Consider the following 17154-nt stretch of genomic DNA (forward strand, 5'->3'; position numbering starts at 1 on the left):
GGTTGACATTGCTCCGCGATTGCTATCATACGATATAACATTACATCAGTTGATCGAAGTTTCCAACGTGCGAGGATCTTCGATTGCCGGAAAACGCCAGCCATGAGTTCCATCCTTCTCAGCGCCGACATGGTCAGCTATCGAATCGGCGGCAAGTGCCTGGTCGAGGCTGCATCGCTGCAAATTGCGCGCGGATCGCGGCTCGCCATCATCGGTCCGAACGGCGCCGGCAAGTCGACGCTGCTGCGGATGCTGGCAGGGCTTGCGGCGCCAACAAGCGGAGCAATTCATATTGAAGGCGAGAATATTAGCCGCTTGACCCCGCTGGATCGAGCGCGCCGTTTTGCCTTCGTCGGCCAGGCGGATACGCCGGACCGCCAGTTGCGCGCCATCGACTACGTGGCGCTTGGCCGTATCCCACATGGCGGACTCTACAGCGCCGCGACGGACCGCGAGATTGTTGGGGAAGCCATGGACCGTGCCGGCGTCGCGTCGTTTGCGGCGCGGACGGTTGGTTCGCTGTCCGGCGGCGAGCGGCAGAGGCTGCAGCTGGCGCGCGCTCTCGCCCAGCAACCGGCGATCCTGTTTCTCGACGAGCCGACCAATCACCTCGATCCGAAGGCACGCAGCGCCCTGCTTTCGCTCGTTTCCGGGCTAGGCATCACCACCGTCGCCGTCCTGCACGACCTGCCGCTCGTCGCGCCGTTCGCCAGCCATGTCGCCGTCATGCACGCTGGCAAGATCGTCGCCGCCGGCACACCCAACGAGACATTGACCCCGCGCATCGTCAGCGACGTGTTCGACCTCGACGTCCTGCGCCTGCGCCACCCGCATCAGGACCGCGAGCTCATGGTGTTCGACGTTCCCCGCCCGGTTCCATCTGATCAGTCACGGAGACTCCCATGAAAAAAGCCCTCATCGCACTCGCGCTCACGCTGCTATCGGCGCCGGCATATGCCTTTCCGGTCACTGTCGACAATTGCGGCACGCCGCTGACCTTCGACGCAGCGCCGAATCGCGCCGTCATCCAGGATATCAACATGAGCGAGATGGCTTTTGCGCTCGGCCTCCAGCCCTCGATTGTCGGCGTGACCGGCATCTCCGGCTGGTACAAGCTCGATGAGGCGTTCAAGAACCAGCAAGGATCGATCCCCGAGCTTGCACCTAAATATCCGACCATCGAGAACCTCGTCGCCGCCAATCCCGATTTCTTCTTTGCCGGCTGGTACTACGGCATGAAGCCGGGCGGCGACGTTACGCCGGACACGCTCGCCCCCTACGGCATCAAGACGCTTGTCCTGACGGAGAGCTGCGTTCATCTCGACAAGAACCGTCCCGCAGCCTCGATGGATTTGCTCTATGGCGACATTGAAAAGCTCGGCAAGATTTTCGGCAGGGACGCCGAGGCCGACAAGCTGGTGTCTGGCTGGAAGGCGGAGCTTGCCGCGATCAAGGGCAAGATCGGCGGCAACGGCGATACGCGCGTCTTCCTCTATGACTCCGGTGAGGACAAGCCGTTCACGGCCGGCAAGTTCGCCATGCCGTCGGCATTGATCCGCGAATCCGGCGGCGTCAACATCATGGACGACATGGAGACGAGCTGGGGCACGACGTCATGGGAAACGGTCGCCGCGCGCAACCCGCAATTCCTCGTCCTTCTCGATTATCAGGATGATGCCGGCTATCAGAAGCTTTTGAACTTCCTCAAATCACACCCGGCGATGAAGGAGACGGATGCGGTGAAGAACGAACGCTTCGTCGCCCTGCGCTACGCCGAGATCACGCCCGGCCCTGCCAATATCGAAGCCATCGGCAAGATCGCTCGTGCGATGCACCCGGAAGCGTTTTGAGGGGTGACCAGCAACGCCCCTCCCGGCTGCTGCGCAGCCACCCTCCCACAAGGGGGAGGGAAAGGCGGCAATGCATTTGAAAGTATTGACGAAATGATCCACTCACCCCCCTCTGCCCTGCCGGGCATCTCCCCCACAAGGGGGGAGACCGATTGGCGATTTCGCACATTCGCTACGCGAACGAAGCGTTGGCCTTTGCGGGTTGGCGCCTTTCCCTCTCCCTTGTGGGGAGGGGTCGGACCGAAGGTCCGGGGCGGGGTTCTTGCGACCACGAAGCTATTTGTTTCATCACAGGCACGCCCCTCCCGGCTGCTGCGCAGCCACCCTCCCCACAAGGGGGAGGGAAAAGGCGGCGCCATGCATACGAAAGTCATTGACGAAATGATCTGCCGGGCATCTCCCCCACAAGGGGGAGATCGATTGGCGGCTTCGCACACGCGCTACTCGAACGAGGCGTTGGCCTCTGCGGGTTCGCGCCCTTGTGGGGAGGGTGGGACCGAAGGTCCGGGGCGGGGTTCTTGCGACCGCGAAGCCTTTCGAGGCATCACAGGCACGCCCCTCCCGGCTGTTACGCAACCACCCTCCCCACAAGGGGGAGGGAAAGGCGGAGCCATGCATACGAAAGTCATTGACGAAATGATCCACTCACCCCCCTCTGCCCTGCCGGGCATCTCCCCCACAAGGGGGGAGATCGATTGGCGGTTTCGCACATTCGCTACTCGAAAGAGGCGTTGGCCTCTGCGGGTTCGCGCCTTTCCCTCCCCCTTGTGGGGAGGGTCGGACCGAAGGTCCGGGGCGGGGTTCTTGCGACCGCGAAGCCCTTCGAGGCATCCCAGGCATGCCCCTCCCGGCTGCTGCGCAGCCACCCTCCCCACAAGGGGGAGGGAAAGGCGGCAACGCATTCGAAAATCATTGACGAAATGATCCACTCGCCCCCCTCTGCCCTGCCGGGCATCTCCCCCACAAGGGGGGAGATCGATTGGCTTCCGGCGATTAGTTCAGTCGCCACCGGCAGGGTATTGCGCCGAGATGACTGCAGGCTTTTCTCCCCCCTTGTGGGGGAGATGGGCGGCAGCCCAGAGGGGGGTAAATGAGCTTCGCCCCCGCACAACGACGCATGCTTATCGGCGCAAGCGTGGCGATGCTCGCCCTTGCCCTTGCCTCGATTGCCTATGGCTCGACACTGATCCCGCTCGGCGACGTCATGCGTGTGCTTGCCCATGCCGCCGGTCTCAGCGACACGTCTGTCGCCGCGCCGGTGCAACGCATCATCATCGACCTTCGGCTGCCCCGCGTCATCCTTGCGCTCTGCGTCGGTGCGGGCCTTGGCGTCATCGGCGCGATGCTGCAGACCGTCACACGCAACGACCTCGCCGACCCGTTCCTCTTCGGCCTCTCCTCGGGCGCTGCCGCCGGTGCCGTCTCGGTGATCAGCATCTTCGGCGATCGCTTCGGCATCTGGACCCTGCCGATTGCCGCGTTTTCGGGCGGCATGCTCGCGGCCCTGCTGGTGCTGGTGCTCGTTCGGCGCATCGAAGGCCAAGGACCCGAACGGCTGATCCTCGCGGGTCTTGCCGTCTCGTTCCTTTTTGCCGCACTCACCAACTATATCGTCTTCCTCGGCGACCAGCGCGCCGCCCACTCCGTGCTGTTCTGGACACTCGGCGGTCTCGGCCTAGCGCGGTGGGATAATCTGCCGCTGGCGATCACCGGCCTTGCCGCGATCCTCGCGTTTGCGCTCTTTAACCACCGCTGGCTCGATGCGTTTCTCGCCGGAGAAAGCACCGCCGAAAGCCTCGGCGTGCGTGTAGCGCGCACGCGCAGTATCGTTTCTATCGTATGCGCCTTTTCGACCGCGATTTTCGTCTCGGTTGCCGGCGTCATCGGATTTGTCGGCTTGATGATCCCGCACATGGCCCGCCGCTTCGCCGGCCAGCTTCACGCCGGACTGATCGTTGCCAGCGCCATTTTCGGCGCCATCCTGATCCTGCTCAGCGACGTTGCGGCGCGCCTGCTGCTCGCCCCGCAAGAGTTGCCGATTGGAATCGTGACGAGTTCGGTCGGGGCGTTCTTCGTGGTAACGATGCTCTTGCGAAAACCGCGAGGCTAAAGCCGGCCCCGAGCCACGAAATGCGGGTTGGCGAAATCCGCATCATGCGCCTGGTTGCGCCGCCCGTAAGTCAGCGGCCGGCCGTCGAGCGTCAAGGTGATGCCGCCGGCGGCGCGCAATACGGCATCGCCCGCCGCCGTATCCCACTCCATGGTGCGGCTCAGCCGTGGATAGATGTCGGCCTCGCCGCGCGCGAGCAGGCCGAATTTCAGCGATGAACCAACCGAAACGCAATCGGCGATGGCGAACAGGTCGAGATAGGCGTCGGTTTCCGGCGTCCGGTGCGAGCGGCTCGCAACTGCGACCAGAACGTCGGGAGCCGAACGGCAGGCAATGGCCTGACGTTCGATCACGCTGCCGTTGCGATCGATCGTCACTTGTTGCGCCCTCTCGGGACCGCCGGTGAAGAGCAGGCCGCGCACGGGAGCGTAGACGAGGCCGAGCACCGGTACGCCGTTTTCGATGAGTGCGATGTTGACGGTGAAGTCGCCATTGCGGCTGACGAACTCCCGGGTACCATCGAGCGGATCCACCAGATAGAAGCGGGTGCCGAGATCGCCGGGGATATGGCCGCCTGCGATCTCTTCCTCGGCAACAATGGGTATGCCCGGTGTCGCACCCCGCAACGTCTGAAGGATGATCGCCTCGGCGGCGTGGTCGGCTGCAGTCACGGGTGATTTGTCGTCCTTGAGTTCGACCGCGCAGCCTTCCTCGTAGATACGCAGGATCTCCTGACCGGCAACAATCGCGGTTTCTTCGAAGAGGGTGAGCAGATCAGAGTTGAATGTCATGCGGTGCTCTCTGGTCTCTTGGGAATTTCCCTTCCAAGGGGGGGGACCAATGCGAAGGTTCTGTCACGTTCAACGACATTCGAAGTGCCGGCGGACATGCCTATGCGACCTCCCCCATTGTGGGGGAGATGGGCGGCAACCCATAGGGACGTAAGTGCGAATTGCATGACTTGATCTAGATGGACCACGAACTCTGGTCGTAATTAAAGATGATGCCACGCTCAGCAAGCAGGTTTTCGACCTCAGAGGCAAGCTCTTCCGTCGTTCGCCCGACGGTTTTCAGATGAAGTTCCGGGTTCTCCGGCGCTTCATAGGGCGAATCCACGCCGGTGAAGTTCTTGATCTCACCGCGCAGCGCCTTGGCGTAAAGACCCTTCGGATCGCGGCGGGCGCATTCCTCGAAGGGCGTATCGACGAAGATCTCCATGAACTCGCCGTCGCCAAGCAATTCACGCGCCATGCGCCGCTCGGAGCGGAAGGGCGAAATGAAGGAGACCAGCACGATCAGCCCCGCATCCACCATAAGCTTTGCCACCTCGCCGACGCGTCGGATATTCTCCACGCGATCTTCCTCGGTGAAACCGAGATCGCGATTGAGGCCGTGGCGGACATTGTCGCCGTCAAGGATATAGGTGTGCTTGCCCAGTGATGAGAGACGCTTTTCGACAAGGTTCGCAACCGTGGATTTGCCCGAACCGGAGAGCCCGGTGAACCACAGCACGGCCGGCTTTTGATCCTTCAGTGCCGCATGCGATGCCTTATCGACGTCGAGCGCCTGCCAGTGCACGTTCGATGCGCGGCGAAGCGCAAAATCGATCATGCCGGCGCCAACCGTGGCATTGGTCAGACGATCGATGAGGATAAACGACCCGGTCGAACGGTTCGACTTGTAGGAATCAAAGGCGATCGGTTCCTGCGTCGAAATATTGCAGACCCCGACCTCATTCAAATCGAGCGATTTGGCAGCAACTTCGGCGAAGCTGTTGATATCGATTCGATGTTTGAGATCGGTGATCGTGGCCGTGACCTGATCGGTTTCGGTGCGCAGGATATAGGAACGGCCCGGAATGAGCGCATGCTCGGCGAACCAGACAAGATGGGCCGCGAACTGGTCCGCGACTTCAGGGCGCGCGCCCGGCGCAACCAGCATGTTGCCGCGCGAAACCTCGACCTCATCTTCCAGCACGATGGTAACCGCCTCGCCCTCGCCGGCGTGATCGAGATCGCCATCCCAGGTGACGATGCGCTTGACGCGCGATGTCTTGCCGGACTTCGCCACGACGACCTCGTCGCCGGGCGCTACGGAACCCGAGGCAATAGTGCCGGCGAACCCGCGAAAATCGAGATTGGGTCGATTGACGAATTGGACCGGAAACCGGAAAGGGCGTTCTTCGGCTGTGCGATCAAGCGGCACGGTTTCGAGATGTTCAAGCAGCGATGGCCCCTTATACCAGGGTAACTTATCGGATGCGCCGATGACATTATCGCCGTAGCGTGCCGAAAGCGGGATCGACTGTATGGAATTGAATCCAAGCTTGCCCGCAAATGCCTGATATTTCTCGACGATCCTGTCGAAAATCTCCTCGGAGTAATCGACGAGATCGATCTTGTTGACGGCCAGCACGATATTGCGGATGCCAAGCAGGGAGGTGATGAAGCTGTGACGCCGCGTCTGCTGCAGCACGCCTTGCCGCGCATCGACGAGCACAATGGCGAGATCCGCTGTCGAAGCACCGGTCGCCATGTTGCGGGTATATTGCTCGTGCCCGGGCGTATCTGCGACGATGAACTTGCGTTTCGGCGTCGAGAAGAAGCGATAGGCCACATCGATGGTGATGCCCTGTTCGCGCTCGGCCTCAAGGCCATCGACAAGCAAGGCGAAGTCGATATCCTCGCCATTCGTGCCGTGCTTGCGGCTGTCGTTGGTTAGGGCTGCAAGCTGATCCTCGAAGATCAGCTTCGTGTCGTAGAGCAGCCGGCCGATCAGCGTCGACTTGCCGTCATCGACGGAGCCGCAGGTCAGGAAGCGCAAGAGCGACTTCTTTTCCTGTTCGGCCATATAGGCGTTGATTTCCTCGGCGGCTGCTTCGGCTGCGGACAACTCGATCTGGGCTAGTTTACTCATCAGAAATAGCCCTCACGCTTTTTCTTTTCCATGGAGCCGGCTTCGTCCTTGTCGATCATGCGGCCCTGCCGCTCCGACGTGCGCGAAACCAGCATTTCGCCGACGATCTCCGGAAGCGTCGTGGCGCTCGATTCAACAGCGCCGGTCAGCGGGTAGCAGCCAAGGGTCCTGAACCGAACCATCTTGTCCTGCAGCACCTCGCCTGGCAGCATCTGCATCCGTTCGTCATCGCGCATGATCAGCATGCCTTCGCGCTCCACGATAGGCCGCTTGGCGGCGAAATACAGGGGAACGATCGGAATCTCCTCCTGCATAATGTACTGCCAGATGTCGAGTTCGGTCCAATTGGAAATTGGAAAGACGCGGATCGATTCACCCTTGGCGACGCGGGTATTGTAGATCTTCCACATTTCCGGACGCTGGTTCTTCGGGTCCCAGGAATGCTGGGCATTGCGGAAGGAAAAGATGCGTTCCTTGGCGCGGGACTTCTCTTCGTCGCGGCGCGCGCCGCCAAAGGCAGCATCGAAGCCATATTTGTCGAGTGCCTGGCGCAGCGCCACCGTCTTCATGATGTGGGTATGCGTGTTCGAACCATGAACGAAGGGGCTGATGCCCTGCTCGATGCCTTCCTGGTTGCTGTGGACAAGAAGATCGAACCCAAGCCGCTTAGCTTCGGAATCGCGAAACGCGATCATCTCCTTGAATTTCCACGTGCTGTCGACATGGAGAAACGGAAATGGCGGTTTTGCCGGATAGAACGCCTTCATCGCCAGATGCAGCATGACGGACGAATCCTTGCCGATGGAATAGAGCATCACCGGCTTGGCGAAGGTTGCCGCAACTTCACGGAAAATGTGGATTGCCTCGGCTTCAAGACGCTGAAGATGCGTCAGGTTCTTGGTCATCAAAATCACTATCCACTTGTGCCGGGCGCGTTATTGGCGCCAGCAAAATCACCCAGGACACCGGCGTCCTTCGACTGCCGGAACGTGCCGCAAACATAGTGGAACAGCAGCGGTTTAGAAAAGGATGGTTTCACGCCTCGCGCAAAATCGACGCCAATTTATTGCCGTTGCAGGGGAAATCTAAGAACGCCATGCTCCTGTCGAGTGGCGTCCAACCACAACCGTTTTAAAAACCTTCTATCGTGGAAAATTCATCCGGCCTTGCGATCGCCAAGACCAGCGATGAATTTATCGAACGCCTTCGCATCGGCATAGGACTTCTGCGTGCCTTCGCGGGTGATCGAATCGGCGGCATAGAGCGCAGCCCTGCGCAGCGAGGCTTCGACGTCGCGGCCTTCCACGTAGAACCGGGCAAAGCTGCCGATGAAGGCGTCGCCAGCTCCCGTCGTATCCTTAGGCTTGACCTTCAGCGGCTCGATCAGCGTCGCCTTGTCGGCCGTGATCAGCCGCGCGCCACGTGAGCCAAGGGTGACGATGACGGTGCGAATGCCCTTGGCGATCAATGAGCGGGCCGCAGTCTCGATTTCGGCATCGGTACCGGTCGGCATGCCGGTCAGCAATGCGAGCTCCGTTTCGTTCGGCACAAGAAACGTCGCTTTGGTGACCTTGCCGGCATCGAGATCCGGCGCGGCCGGCGCCGGATTGAGAATGGTCTCGATGCCGTGCTGGTCGGCAAAGGCGATCGTGTAGTAGACCGTCTCCAACGGGACTTCCAGCTGCATGAGAATGAGATCGCATCGCTTTAGGTCTTCTGCCGCGGCATCGATATCCGCCGGCTTCAACTCGTTGTTGGCGCCCTTGATGATCAGGATGGAATTTTCGCCATGCTCGTCGACGAAGATCGGCGCAACGCCGCTTGACTGGCCGGCAGCCGTATCGACATGGGTGATGTCGATGCCGTTGTCCTGCAAATTGCGGATCGTACTCTGGCCGAAGACATCGTCGCCCACCTTGGTCACCATCATGACGTCGGCGCCGAGTCTTGCGGCCGCGACCGCCTGATTGGCGCCCTTGCCGCCGAACCCCATCGCGAACGCCGGCGCTTCGACTGTCTCGCCGGGTGCGGGCATGCGGACGATCGAAGTAACCAGATCCGTCATGTTGCTGCCGACAACGGCGATACGGTGGGGCATGTGCGTATTCCTTGTGTAGTCCAGTCGTTTGGAATTTTTCTATATCAGCGATCTTGCGGAAAGAAACGGTGCCTTATCGATCGGTGTTGCGAAATGCGTTGAGAGCAATGACCAAAAGCAGGAAGCCGCCCCATATGAAATCGATGAGGTGATTGGAGAAGCGCAGGATCTGGAAGCCGGATGAGAGTAGCATCAGCGCAACCAGCGCGATGGACACGCCAAGCACCCTGCCCTTGCCGCCAGCCGGGTTTGTGCCGCCAAGAACAGCGATCAGGATGGCTTGCAAGAGGTAGGATGCTCCATAATCCGATTTCGCGGCATTGGTGCGCCCCGAAAGAATGATGCCGGCAATGGCGGCGAGAAACCCGGTTAGCATATAGGAATAGAAGATCATCCGATCCTTGCGCAGGCCGGCAAAGACGGCGGCGCGCGGGTTGGTGCCGATGAGCATGAGATTGACACCGAGTGTGGTGCGCGTGAGCAGAACGGCGACCGCACCGGCAACGACGACGAACAGGATGAACGGCGTTGCGAGGCCCAGGATCTTGCCGTTGCCGATATAGTTCCAGCCATCCGGGAATCCGACGATCGCCGGGCCGCCAGTGAGGACGACAGCGAGACCGGTGAAGATCTGGCCGGTGCCGAGCGTCGCCAAAATAGGCGTAATGCGCAGTTTGGCGATGAGAAAGCCGTTGAGGACACCCGCCAAGAGACCGATCGCCAGCGCCATCAATATGCCGATGCCCGTATAAAGCATGATCATGCCGGTGGACTGGTCAGTTCCGGTGATGACATGGTGGAAGAACACGCCGGCGAGAATTCCGGCGAGGTTGGCGATGCCGACGACCGAAAGATCAATACCGCCGGTCAGCATCGCGATCATCATGGCGATCGCGAGAATGCCGAGTTCGGGCATGATGTACGTGATGGATTCGAAATTGTAGTAGCGCAGGAACTTGTCGGGGTTGAGATAAGACATCAGCGCGAAGACCAGCACGGTGATCACGAGAAGCTGCAGGATATTGCGGTCCTGCCCGAAAATGCGCTTGGCGATAGAGCTGTTCTGCATGTCCTGTCTCACACCAGTTTCTTGCGATCGCGCCAGGCGGTGAGCGCCGTGGCGATGATGATGATGAGGCCCACGACCACCCGCTGCCAGGTGGTATCGACCTTCATTATGATGAGGCTGTTCTTGACCATAACCAGCATGAACACCCCAAGCAGCGTGCCGATGACGCTGCCGCGCCCACCGAAGATGGACGCTCCGCCGAGGACCACAGCCGCGATCACATCAAGCTCCAGCCCGACGAAATCGCGCGGATTGGCGAGCCAGATCATCGAGCCGTGTAACAGCCCGGCAAATCCGGCCAGCGCACCGGCGAAACAGTAGACGACGAACAGCGTGTTGCGGGTATTGAAGCCGACCCGGCTTGCGGCCTCCGGCGCACCACCGAGAGCGAACACCGAGCGCCCCATCATGGTGTAGCGCAGGAACAGATGTGTGAGGAGCGCGAGGCCGAAATAGATGAGGATCATCGCGGTCAGGCCGAAATTGGTGCCGCTTGCAGAAGTCAGGCTGATGAGGTCCGTCTTGGCGAAGGCGATCAGCTGCTGAGGCATCTTGTCGATGTTGATCATGCTGGTGCCAACGAGGCCAAGCAGCAGGCCGCGCACGACGCTGCCCGTGCCGAGGGTGACGATCAGCGGGATCATGCGGAAGCTATGGATGAAGAAGGCGTTGAAAGCCCCGAGAAAAGTGCCGATCAGCGTTGCGGCGACGAAGGGCAGGAGCACACCGCCATAGCCATAATAGATCATGACCTTGATCGTGAGGTACATGGCGGCGACGGCAAAAGCTGTGAAGGAAACGTCGATGCCGCCAGAAATCATCACCACAAGAACGCCAAGCGCCAGGATGCCGATGATCACATTGGCCCGCAATAGTCCGAACAGGTTGTCAAGCGACCAAAAGGCCGGGTTGATCAGTCCGATGATGATCATCGCAGCAACAAGAATGCAGGCGATGATGAATTCCGATCGACGAAACAGAGTCATTTCAAGGCCTTCAGCCGGTCGTTTAAAGCGTCTTCATGCAAAGAATCAGGTCCGATTTCATCGACGAAACGCCCTCTATGCATGATGATGATGCGATTGCAGTTCTGGACAAGTTCGGGCACGTCGTCGGAAATCATCAACACGGCGAGGCCGTTCTCGACAGCCAGTTCCCGTATCTTGCGATGGATCTGCGCCTTGGAACCAACGTCAACGCCGACAGTCGGGCCATTGAGAATGAGCACCCTTGCGCCCGTCAGCAGCCAGCGCGCCAGCACGACGCGCTGCTGATTGCCGCCGGACAGATGGTTGACCGGCGTTTGCGGACCTGGCGCAGCAATCTGCATCGCACCGAACATGCCCGACGTTGCCGCAGCCGTTCGCTTGCGATCGATGAAGATGCCGCGCACGAAATTGTTGAGCGATGTCGCCAGCATGTTGCGTTCGATCGATTGCGGCAAAAACAGACCCTCGCTGAGCCGATCCTCCGGAACGTAGGCGATGCCGGATCCGATGGCCTCCTGCACTGTCGCCGGATGCACTTCCCTGCCGTCGACCGTCACTGTCCCGGTAAATTTTGGGTTCATGCCGAAGAGCGCCAGCGCAAGCTCGGTGCGGCCGGCGCCGATCAATCCGGACAGGCCGACGATTTCGCCGGCATGGAGCGTCAGGTTGATATCCTCGATACTCCCCGGCACAGAGAGATTGCGCACCTCTAGCCGCGGCGGGCTGTCTCCGGCGGCTGGCTCCCAAACGTAGCTCTGATCGGTGAGATCATGCCCGGTCATGGCGCGGGTGATCTTCGGCTCGTTGAAATCGGTAATCGGGCCTTCGGCCACCTTCTTGCCGTTGCGCAAGACGGTCAGCCGTTCGCTGATTTCGAGCATTTCGCGCATCTTGTGGCTGACGAACAGGACGGCGATGCCCTGCGCCTGAATATCGCGCACGATACGGAAGAGCGCATCGACCTCTGGCCGCGTCAGCGCCGTCGTCGGCTCGTCCATGATGATGAGCCGGGCATTGACCATGACGGCGCGGGCAATTGCGATGATCTGCTTGCCGGACGTCGGTAAGGTTTCGACATCGGCGTCAAGGTCCATCGTAACGCCGAGACGTGCGAGTGCCTGTTCGGCAAGGTTGCGGGCACGCGTCCAGTCGACGATGCGGCGTTTTTCGAGAAGCATCGTATTGAGCGCGAGGTTTTCGAGAACGCTGAGGTTCCCGAAGAGAGAAAAATCCTGGTAGATGACCTGAATGCCATGCTGTACCGAATGCGCGGGCGTCATGCCGGTTACCGGGACGCCGTCGATGCGTATTTCGCCCTCGGTCGGCTGGTAGACGCCAGCCATGATCTTGATGATCGTGGATTTGCCGGAACCGTTCTCACCGGCAAGGCAGTGAATTTCACCGGGCTTGATCGCCAGCGAAACCGCGTCCAGCGCCACGAGGCCGCCGAAACGTTTGCTGATATTATTCAGCTCCAGAAGATACTCGCTCATGCTTGCTCCGGCCATTCGAAATGTCCGGGCGACAACGCTGCCGCCGCCCGGACAAAAAGGCAAATCAGAAGTTATAAGGGGCCATGTTATCGACCGTGACGCCAACCCAACCAGCGCCGTAGAGCAGGTTTGGCTTGGAAGCGTCGGGCGCTGTGAGGCTCGTATAGCCGGGAAGGCCGAGGTCGAGGCCGGGCTTGATCTCGGCATTCTTCTTTTCGAGCGCCATGACGGCAAGCTCGTTCATGGCATAGCCGGCAACGGCGGGATCCCAGAACTGGATATACTGGATGTCGCCATTCTTCAGGTATTCACCGGCAACCGAAACCAGACCTGTTCCCGCGAAGAAGACCTTGCCCTTCAGACCGCCCTCTGCGATCAGGCGCCCTGCCCCGGCCGAAGTCGGCATCGGCGCGCCAAGAATGCCGGTAACGTCCGGATAAGTGGTCATCGCCTCTTTCAGCTTGTTGTAGTCCTGATTGGCGTCGTCATAGGTCTCGAGACGCTCGGTCGCCAGCGACATTTCAGGAAAGTTCTTCTTCTGATATTCGATGGCGCCGTCGATCCAGTCCATCTGCGACTTCGAGGTCAGGCTGCCGACCGTCGCAAGATACTTGCCCTTGCCGCCCATGTTCTTTGCAAGGACTTCCATGAGCTTGGCGCCATAGGCCTTGTTGTCGAAGGCTTCGAGCTCGTAATCGACATTGACGATGTTGGAGGCTTCATGGGCGATGACGACGATCCCGCGGTCGCGGGCCTTCTTCAGCACCGGCTCCACCGCCTCGACCGAGAACGGCACGATGCAGATGGCATCGACGCCCTGTGCGATCAGGTTTTCAACGATCTGGACCTGCGCAGCAGCGTCGGCCTGGCTCGGCCCGACCATCCAGGTATCCATCCCGGTATCCGATTTGAACTGTTCAACGCCGGCGCGCATGCGGTCGAACCAGGCAATGCCGTCGACCTTGACCACGGTGGCGATGGAATAGGTCTTGCCGCTAGCCGACGTGACATATTCCTTTTTGACTTTGGATGTATCGATCGGCCCTTCGGCCTTTGCCGGCGCGACAAGAGCCGCGACAATGGCGAGTGATGCGAGCAGTTTCTTCACAGGCATATCCTCCTTGGTTGTTGCCCAAACCGTGCGGAATGGCATAGCCACCCGCCGACCTTTCGAAGTGTCAGGAAGAAAACTGGAGGCAAACGATCAAACCAAGCGGCATTGCGCGCCGCGACCTTGGTTCTGCCTTGCCGATCTTCGCGCCGGACCACTCCCGTCCAGATGCGAATGCTCACTCCCTGCGATTCATACTTACGTGATGAAACGTTTCATTCAACATTCAAGATGATGGGGCAGTTGTCAATATGGAAGCGACGCATGGAACAAATGTTATTTGAAATGTTAAAGTGTATGCAATTCAGAGGTGCAGAACGGTCGAGATTTCGAGTGCCAAGGCCAAGATTTCCGTGATGTCCGGGATGGCTGGGGCGCCTGGATTCGAACCAGGGAATGGCGGTACCAAAAACCGCTGCCTTACCACTTGGCTACGCCCCAAAATCTTGCTGTCTATCCAGGCGAAGCGCCCGACCGCGCGGCCTTATAACCTCTGGCTCGGGGTTGCGCAACGTGAATGATCGGCCATTTGTCGCTCTTCGCAATTGTTTCCATATAATTTTCGTGACAAGGGTGACTTCGATTTCACGCCGTTCCGAACGAGGCCCGGATTGCCCTTTGCTGCATTGCTTGCGCCATTCATCGCCACCGCCATCGGCGCTGCCATACTGCTTGCGGCCATCATAAGGCTCCTGCCGAGCAATTTCCTCGGCGCTACCATTACGGAGCGGTCCAACCATACGCAGCCGGCGCGCCAGCTTGGCGGCCTTGCCATTATCCCGGCAGTCCTCCTGGCGCTGTGGATATTCGGCCCGGCAGCCGGTCTCGACTGGCGATTTCTTGCCTTGAGCAGCGCCGCCGCCCTTATCCTTTGGGTCACCGGGTTTTTCGACGACCGCCATCATCTGCCCGAAAGTGTCCGGCTGATCGCACAATTTCTCGCGGCCGGAATAGCCGTCTATGGCCTCGGCAGTGAATTCCGGCTGCTGCCCGACCTCCTGCCGTTCGCCGTCGAGAGGCTGCTCCTTGCCTTTGCGCTCGTCTATTTCATCAACCTCACCAACTTCATGGACGGTCTCGACCTGATGGTCGTCGCCGGGCTTGGCATACCGCTGGCGCTGGCTGCGGTTCTCGCGGCGATCGGCCTCGTGGCTTCGGGTACGGGCGTGCTTGCCGCCTGCCTCGCAGGAGGCCTCTTGGGATTTGCCCTGTTTAACCGCCCGAAAGCGCTGGTTTTTCTCGGCGATTCCGGCAGCCTGCCGATCGGGCTTTTGAGCGGGCTTGCCTTCTTCCTGGTTGCCCGCGACCTTTCAATCGCCGCAGGCCTGCTTTTGCCGCTGTTCTTTATCGCCGACGCCACATCGACGCTGTTCATGCGGCTTGCGGCACGCGAGAACATTCTCGCTGCCCACTCCAAGCATGCCTATCAGATCGCCAAGCGGTCGGGCTGGTCGGTCTGGCAAATCGTTACCTGCGTCGGCGCACTGAATTTCATCCTCGGCATCTGCGCCTTCCTGACATTCGATGGCGGGCTTGTTGCGGCCGGCGCAATTTGCGCCGGACTGCTGGCAGTGACGTTGCTGCTGTCACGCTTTCGCAGCGCTGGACAACGAAGTCTTTAAGACGTTGCGCGCTCGTAGAGCAGCTTGCGGACGCCTTCAGTATCGCGCCGCTCGATCAGAAGCTGGAGTTCTGCCACAGCATCCGGCAGGCGGTCGGCGGCGTTGGACCGGCGTTGGGCGCGCAGGATTTTCGTATGGCTCGTCGACCCGACGCCGGTGGGATCATAGAACAGTTCCTCATGCAGCTTTTCACCGTCGCGAATGCCCACCGTGACGATCTCGATGTCGCCATCGGGGTTGCTGCTGTCCTTCACCGACAGTCCGGCGAGCAGGATCATGTTTTCGGCAAGATCGCGGATACGCACCGGTTCGCCCATTTCCAGCAGCAATATGTCGCCGCCCTCAGAAAGCGCGCCGGCCTGGATGATGAGCTCGGCAGCTTCGCGCACGGACATGAAATAGCGGGTCATGTCGTCATGGGTAACCGTCAGCGGCCCGCCCTGCGCGATCTGCTCGCGAAAGAGCGGCACCACCGACCCGCTTGAACCGATGACATTGCCGAAACGGACCGAAGCAAATATCTGCCCGGTCCCCTGCTCCCTGGCGATATCGCCCTGATGCCGTACGATAAGTTCCGCCCAGCGCTTGGTCGCCCCCATGACATTGGAGGGCCGAACGGCCTTGTCGGACGAGATCAGCACGAAGTTCCGCACTCCGGCCTGTTGTGACATTGCGGCCAGCACATCGGTGCCGATGACATTGTTGCGCGCGCCCTCGACGACGTTCTCTTCGACAAGCGGCACATGCTTGTAGGCGGCGCAATGGTAGACATTTTCAACCTTGTGCTCGGCGAGCAGCGCGCGGATCAGCGAAGCATCGCTGATCGAACCAAGCGCCGGAACGATCACGCAATCGGTCATGCCCGCCAGCTCGCGCTGGAGCTGGTAGATGCTGTGCTCGTTGACATCGAAGACAATGAGCTTGGCGGGCGCAAGCTTGACGATGGTGCGGCAAAGCTCCGAGCCGATCGAGCCGCCGGCGCCGGTAACAAGGATCACCCGGCCTTCCACGGTCTTGTCGAGCAGCGTCGGGTCGGCCGGAACGGGCGAGCGGCCGAGCAGGTCGTCAATGTCGATATCACGCAGGTGGCTGACCAGATACTTGCCGGCCGTAAGGTCGGAGATAGCCGGGAGAATACGAACCTTGACGTCCAGAGCCTTCAATCGACCGATCAGCCGGCGACGCTCGATGCCGCTCAGCGATGATGTCGTGACGATCAGTTCGCTGATACCGAAATTATCGATCAGCGTTTCAAGGTGTTGCGTAGGATAGACGCGGATACCGAGAATATCCATGCCATGCAGGCTCCGGTCGTCGTCGATGAAACCGGCAACGGATACTTCGTTCTGGCTGCGCAGCGCATTGGCAAGCTGGCGTCCCGCATCGCCCGCACCGAAAATCAGACATTGCCGCGCCATGAGCTTGTCGCGCAGTGCACTCCACAGCAGCCATTTGGCGCCGAAGCGGCTGCCGCAGATGATGCCAATGCTCAGCACCCAATAGAGGAAGGGAATAGCGCGCGGCACGCCCTCTGCGCCGGTCATGAGCGTAAGGAACGCCAGGCAGACCCAGAGAATGACAGAGATGGTCACGGCCTGGATCATTGTCCAGATGGCCTTGTCCGGCAGGTAGCGGATGACGGCGCGATAGAGTCCGAAGCGGATGAACACCGGCAGCCCGATCAGCGGCGCGGCAACCATCAAAAGTGCCTGTTCGCTGTTCGGAATAAAGAATGTGCCAAATCGCAGCAGATAGCTGAGCCAAACGGCAAAGGTCAGCGCGATCACGTCGAATACGACCAGGATCAGTTGCTTGTAACGACGCGGCATCATCGAGACGCCCTGCCGAAAATTTTCCAGTGTCATTGATCCTCGATGTTCACGGCATGCAGACGGG

General features: G+C 60.1%; 13 protein-coding genes and 1 tRNA gene. 4 read left to right on the forward strand and 10 right to left on the reverse strand.

All coding sequences use genetic code 11. The annotated features are described in order from the left end of the window. Window positions 1-102: 102 nt before the first annotated feature. The 3 genes from BR48_RS23680 (at window position 103) to BR48_RS0103435 (ending at window position 3960) form a co-directional block, all read left to right on the forward strand. Entirely contained in the window at window positions 103-906 is an 804-nt protein-coding gene (locus BR48_RS23680) for an ABC transporter ATP-binding protein (RefSeq protein ID WP_036813256.1), read from the forward strand. Next, complete coding sequence (locus BR48_RS0103425) at window positions 903-1850, forward strand: ABC transporter substrate-binding protein (RefSeq protein WP_027230024.1); 948 nt, start codon at window positions 903-905, stop codon at window positions 1848-1850. Before BR48_RS23680 ends, BR48_RS0103425 begins: the two co-directional genes overlap by 4 nt. A gap of 1090 nt (window positions 1851-2940) precedes the next feature. Next, window positions 2941-3960 carry an iron ABC transporter permease gene (locus BR48_RS0103435; protein WP_027230026.1) on the forward strand — a complete coding sequence of 340 codons (1020 nt, stop codon included), beginning with the start codon at window positions 2941-2943 and terminating at the stop codon, window positions 3958-3960. On the opposite strand, the gene cysQ is transcribed toward BR48_RS0103435, so the two are convergent. From cysQ to BR48_RS0103480, 9 genes are all read right to left on the reverse strand, one after another. Continuing rightward, window positions 3957-4751 (reverse strand): 3'(2'),5'-bisphosphate nucleotidase CysQ, encoded by a 795-nt coding sequence (gene cysQ, locus BR48_RS0103440; protein WP_027230027.1) that lies wholly within the window; start codon window positions 4749-4751, stop codon window positions 3957-3959. The genes BR48_RS0103435 and cysQ overlap by 4 nt on opposite strands. A 175-nt stretch (window positions 4752-4926) precedes the next feature. Beyond that, window positions 4927-6876, reverse strand: coding sequence for a sulfate adenylyltransferase subunit CysN (gene cysN, locus BR48_RS0103445; RefSeq protein WP_036813261.1), 1950 nt, complete (start codon window positions 6874-6876; stop codon window positions 4927-4929). Beyond that, a complete protein-coding gene (gene cysD / locus BR48_RS0103450; RefSeq protein ID WP_027230029.1) occupies window positions 6876-7781 on the reverse strand; it encodes a sulfate adenylyltransferase subunit CysD in 906 nt (301 codons plus the stop codon). The genes cysN and cysD overlap by 1 nt, the downstream gene beginning before the upstream one ends. Window positions 7782-8032: 251 nt before the next feature. Further along, window positions 8033-8974, reverse strand: coding sequence for a ribokinase (gene rbsK / locus BR48_RS0103455; RefSeq protein ID WP_027230030.1), 942 nt, complete (start codon window positions 8972-8974; stop codon window positions 8033-8035). Between the two features lie 73 nt (window positions 8975-9047). After that, window positions 9048-10043, reverse strand: coding sequence for an ABC transporter permease (locus tag BR48_RS0103460; protein WP_027230031.1), 996 nt, complete (start codon window positions 10041-10043; stop codon window positions 9048-9050). Between the two features lie 8 nt (window positions 10044-10051). Further along, window positions 10052-11029, reverse strand: a complete 978-nt coding sequence (locus tag BR48_RS0103465; RefSeq protein WP_027230032.1) for an ABC transporter permease — start codon at window positions 11027-11029, stop codon at window positions 10052-10054. Continuing rightward, on the reverse strand, window positions 11026-12525 hold the full coding sequence (locus BR48_RS0103470; protein ID WP_027230033.1) for a sugar ABC transporter ATP-binding protein: 1500 nt from the start codon (window positions 12523-12525) through the stop codon (window positions 11026-11028). The genes BR48_RS0103465 and BR48_RS0103470 overlap by 4 nt, the downstream gene beginning before the upstream one ends. Before the next feature lie 64 nt (window positions 12526-12589). Then, complete coding sequence (locus tag BR48_RS0103475; RefSeq protein WP_027230034.1) at window positions 12590-13633, reverse strand: autoinducer 2 ABC transporter substrate-binding protein; 1044 nt, start codon at window positions 13631-13633, stop codon at window positions 12590-12592. A gap of 369 nt (window positions 13634-14002) precedes the next feature. Next, window positions 14003-14077: transfer RNA gene (locus BR48_RS0103480), tRNA-Gln, on the reverse strand. Window positions 14078-14247: 170 nt separating this feature from the next. On the opposite strand from BR48_RS0103480, the gene BR48_RS0103485 reads away from it, so the two are divergent. After that, the gene (locus BR48_RS0103485) at window positions 14248-15258 is read left to right on the forward strand and encodes a glycoside hydrolase (protein ID WP_197030328.1); all 1011 of its coding nucleotides are present in this window, start codon (window positions 14248-14250) and stop codon (window positions 15256-15258) included. On the opposite strand, the gene BR48_RS0103490 is transcribed toward BR48_RS0103485, so the two are convergent. Further along, window positions 15255-17123 carry a nucleoside-diphosphate sugar epimerase/dehydratase gene (locus BR48_RS0103490; RefSeq protein WP_027230036.1) on the reverse strand — a complete coding sequence of 623 codons (1869 nt, stop codon included), beginning with the start codon at window positions 17121-17123 and terminating at the stop codon, window positions 15255-15257. The two genes, BR48_RS0103485 and BR48_RS0103490, sit on opposite strands and share 4 nt — an antisense overlap. Window positions 17124-17154 lie beyond the last annotated feature (31 nt).

The sequence above is a fragment of the Phyllobacterium sp. UNC302MFCol5.2 genome (genome assembly GCF_000686005.1).
In the GTDB taxonomy this organism is placed as follows: domain Bacteria; phylum Pseudomonadota; class Alphaproteobacteria; order Rhizobiales; family Rhizobiaceae; genus Phyllobacterium; species Phyllobacterium pellucidum.

Coding starts and splice junctions, on each gene's coding strand:
- BR48_RS23680 (WP_036813256.1), top strand. CDS start 103: ATGAGTTCCATCCTTCTCAGCGCCGACATGGTCAGCTATCGAATCGGC.
- BR48_RS0103425 (WP_027230024.1), top strand. CDS start 903: ATGAAAAAAGCCCTCATCGCACTCGCGCTCACGCTGCTATCGGCGCCG.
- BR48_RS0103435 (WP_027230026.1), top strand. CDS start 2,941: ATGAGCTTCGCCCCCGCACAACGACGCATGCTTATCGGCGCAAGCGTG.
- cysQ (WP_027230027.1), bottom strand. CDS start 4,751: ATGACATTCAACTCTGATCTGCTCACCCTCTTCGAAGAAACCGCGATT.
- cysN (WP_036813261.1), bottom strand. CDS start 6,876: ATGAGTAAACTAGCCCAGATCGAGTTGTCCGCAGCCGAAGCAGCCGCC.
- cysD (WP_027230029.1), bottom strand. CDS start 7,781: ATGACCAAGAACCTGACGCATCTTCAGCGTCTTGAAGCCGAGGCAATC.
- rbsK (WP_027230030.1), bottom strand. CDS start 8,974: ATGCCCCACCGTATCGCCGTTGTCGGCAGCAACATGACGGATCTGGTT.
- BR48_RS0103460 (WP_027230031.1), bottom strand. CDS start 10,043: ATGCAGAACAGCTCTATCGCCAAGCGCATTTTCGGGCAGGACCGCAAT.
- BR48_RS0103465 (WP_027230032.1), bottom strand. CDS start 11,029: ATGACTCTGTTTCGTCGATCGGAATTCATCATCGCCTGCATTCTTGTT.
- BR48_RS0103470 (WP_027230033.1), bottom strand. CDS start 12,525: ATGAGCGAGTATCTTCTGGAGCTGAATAATATCAGCAAACGTTTCGGC.
- BR48_RS0103490 (WP_027230036.1), bottom strand. CDS start 17,123: ATGACACTGGAAAATTTTCGGCAGGGCGTCTCGATGATGCCGCGTCGT.